Raw genomic sequence first — 2,577 nt, forward strand, 5'->3', positions numbered from 1 at the left:
GTTTCGAGATGAAGTCCGCATAGGCGTCCTGCAGCGCCTCCAGCAGGTCCTGGCAGGTCCCAGGCGTCATCTCAAATGTGGTGATAACGGTTTGGATATCAGCGGTTTTTGCTATTTTCGGCATTGGCCCCTCCGTTGAATTCCCCCAGCCTACGCCCGTTCGCGCATGAAGCGCACCACCTTTTTTGAGACGGCAATCATTTCGTGTAAAGTCAAAATTTAATACAACTTTAACCATAAGTCGAAACTCTTACCGCAGTGTTCTGAGGGTTTTGGGATGAAACCTGTCTGTGCCGTTTGTCTTGCCTTGACGCTGGCCCAGCCGGTGGCTGGCGGTGCATGGCTGGAGAAGCCAGGCAGAGGGTTTGCGTCCGCCAGCGCCACCTACCGGAAAACCGGGGATGAAGGCGCCCAAGAGCTAAGCTATTATGGCGCATTTGGCGTTACCTCCAAGCTCACCCTTGGTATTGACCTGAACCAAAGCTCGGCTGGCTCAGGCCACGCGCTGATGTTTGCCCGATTGCCGCTGCGCGCCGGCCCCCGTTTCCGGCTGTCGGTTGAGACAGGGGTCGGCGGCAATCATTACCGGGGTCTTTGGCAAATGATGCAAAAGACAACCCTGTCTTACGGGCGCAGTTTCGAGACCGGCCTAAGCACCGGCTGGCTAGCGGTCGATGCCGCATACGAGCTGCGCAACAGCGGATTTGATGCGGCCTGGAAACTGGACGCCACCATCGGTCTGAACCGGCCCGGAAAAGCCGCACCAATGCTGCAGGTCGAGACATCCAAGCCGGGCGGCGGCCGGTTTTCCTATGCGCTGACCCCGGCCCTGCGCTATCCGCTGGATGGCAGCCGCGAGCTGATCCTGGGGCTGGAATACCGCAACACAGGCCGGCGCAGCCTTGGTCTGGAGCTGGGGGTGTGGCAAAAGTTCTGAAGCCTGTCACTGAAGCCAGAGAAACAGATGCCCGACCCGGTCCGCCCCGCAGATGACGATGCCCGCGCCATGGGCCAAAGCCTGATGGCAAGCGCCCGCTTTGCCGCCCTTGGCGTGCTGCTGGACGATGGCAGCCCGCTGGTCACACGGGTGGCTTTCGGACTGGATCCGCAAGGGGGGCCTGTCAGCCTGATCTCCGGCCTGGCGCTGCACACGGCTGCGCTGCGACAGCGCCCGGCCTGCTCGCTGCTGGTGGGCGAGCCGGGGAACAAAGGCGATCCGCTTGCCCATCCGCGGCTGAGCCTGATGTGCCAAGCGTGTTTTGTCAGCCGCCAGGACCCGCAGCATGAGGTACTGGCCGCGCATTACCTGCGCCGCCAGCCCAAGGCCAAACTGTATCTGCAACTGGCTGATTTCACCTTTGTGCGGTTTGCCGTGACGGGGGCGCATCTGAATGGCGGCTTTGGCAAGGCCTTCCGCCTTGCCAAAGCCGATTTGCAGCCGCCTGGCAGCATTGGCTAGCTGTCCATCCGCATGATCACCTGAACCTCGCCCTTGACCGCTTCGCCCCAGCGCAACCGGATCTCGTCGTTGTCCGGCCCTTGCTCCGCTTCGGTATACGGCACAATGTAGCGGGTGCTGTTGCCGCCGCTCTTAAGCGCGCCCAGCGGCACCACGCTGTCGACATAGCGGGCAAACCCCTGGAACGGCAGCAGCCCTTCGGCCCGCACCGGCCAGGAGGTTGAGGCCGAGGATTGATCATGCCGCACCCGCAGCGGGTTGGCGGTTTGGGCGGTGACATTGTGATACATGTTGCCGCTGAAATCGACGTTTTTAGACCGGCTGAAATCCAGATCCGAAAAACTGGTATCCACGCGCTCCGCCCGGTCAATGCTGCCCTGAAGCGAGCGGAATTTATTGCCGGTGACAGAAAGCCCGTTCAGAAAATGGCCGCTGCCGTAGGGTTTGACGACGATGTAGCTGAACCACGGGGCGACATCGCCGGACAGGAACACATTGGCACTCACTGACAAGGCGCTGAACGAAAACCCGCCGGTGAAATCAGGTGTTGCGTCCCGCTCATTGGTCCATTCGATAAAGCAATTGTCGATGTAGTTGTCCGACACGGTTGAGGTGCAGTTGTTGGAGGCCAGCACCAGACCTGCTGTGCGCACGCCGTTGGCGATGCTGTCGCCCTGAAAGAAGTGATTTCCGGTTACCGTATTGTTGCCGCCCGCCAGCAGCGCGAAATGGCGGAACCTTGTGGCCCGGTTGCTGCGCAGCTTGGCGTCGTTGGAATTGACGTTAAGGCCGATGCTGACCCGGTCTGGAACGTCCAGCGGGTCCTCAGCTGACAGGAATTGGCAATTATCCACCAGAATCCCCTGGCAGCCGGTTCCGGCCGACGTAATGCCTCGGTCCTTAGGGCGTGAAAAGAAACAGCTGTCGAACGAATTCACCGACCCGGCCGGCGCCAGCCGCACTGCGCTGCAGCGGGAATTGCACTGAAATTCGATGCCTTCCATGCCAAACTTGCTGAGCGAACTAAAGCCGCTGAAATCCACCAGGTATTTGAAGTCGCGGAAGGTGAACGTCTGGGTGCCTTCGGCATCATAAAGCGCTGCGCTGAGGGTCAGCTC

The 2,577-nt window shown here is 60.4% G+C and carries 2 protein-coding genes and 2 pseudogenes; 2 read left to right on the top strand and 2 right to left on the bottom strand.

Translation table 11 applies throughout. From position 1 onward, the window contains the following. Nucleotides 1-124: pseudogene (locus A2I95_RS30925) on the bottom strand (antibiotic biosynthesis monooxygenase); the annotation flags it as partial. 153 nt (nucleotides 125-277) lie between these two features. Between A2I95_RS30925 and A2I95_RS30930 the strand changes: the two are divergent. Together A2I95_RS30930 and A2I95_RS30935 are read left to right on the top strand one after the other, a co-directional pair. Continuing rightward, on the top strand, nucleotides 278-937 hold the full coding sequence (locus A2I95_RS30930) for a hypothetical protein (protein ID WP_291735985.1): 660 nt from the start codon (nucleotides 278-280) through the stop codon (nucleotides 935-937). Nucleotides 938-964: 27 nt separating this feature from the next. After that, nucleotides 965-1,459, top strand: coding sequence for a HugZ family protein (locus tag A2I95_RS30935; RefSeq protein WP_291735987.1), 495 nt, complete (start codon nucleotides 965-967; stop codon nucleotides 1,457-1,459). Here A2I95_RS30935 and A2I95_RS30940 read toward each other — a convergent pair. Beyond that, nucleotides 1,456-2,577: pseudogene (locus tag A2I95_RS30940) on the bottom strand (right-handed parallel beta-helix repeat-containing protein); the annotation flags it as partial. The gene A2I95_RS30935 and the pseudogene A2I95_RS30940 sit on opposite strands and share 4 nt — an antisense overlap.

The organism is Leisingera sp. F5 (assembly GCF_001593695.1).

Coding starts and splice junctions, on each gene's coding strand:
- A2I95_RS30930 (WP_291735985.1), top strand. CDS start 278: ATGAAACCTGTCTGTGCCGTTTGTCTTGCCTTGACGCTGGCCCAGCCG.
- A2I95_RS30935 (WP_291735987.1), top strand. CDS start 965: ATGCCCGACCCGGTCCGCCCCGCAGATGACGATGCCCGCGCCATGGGC.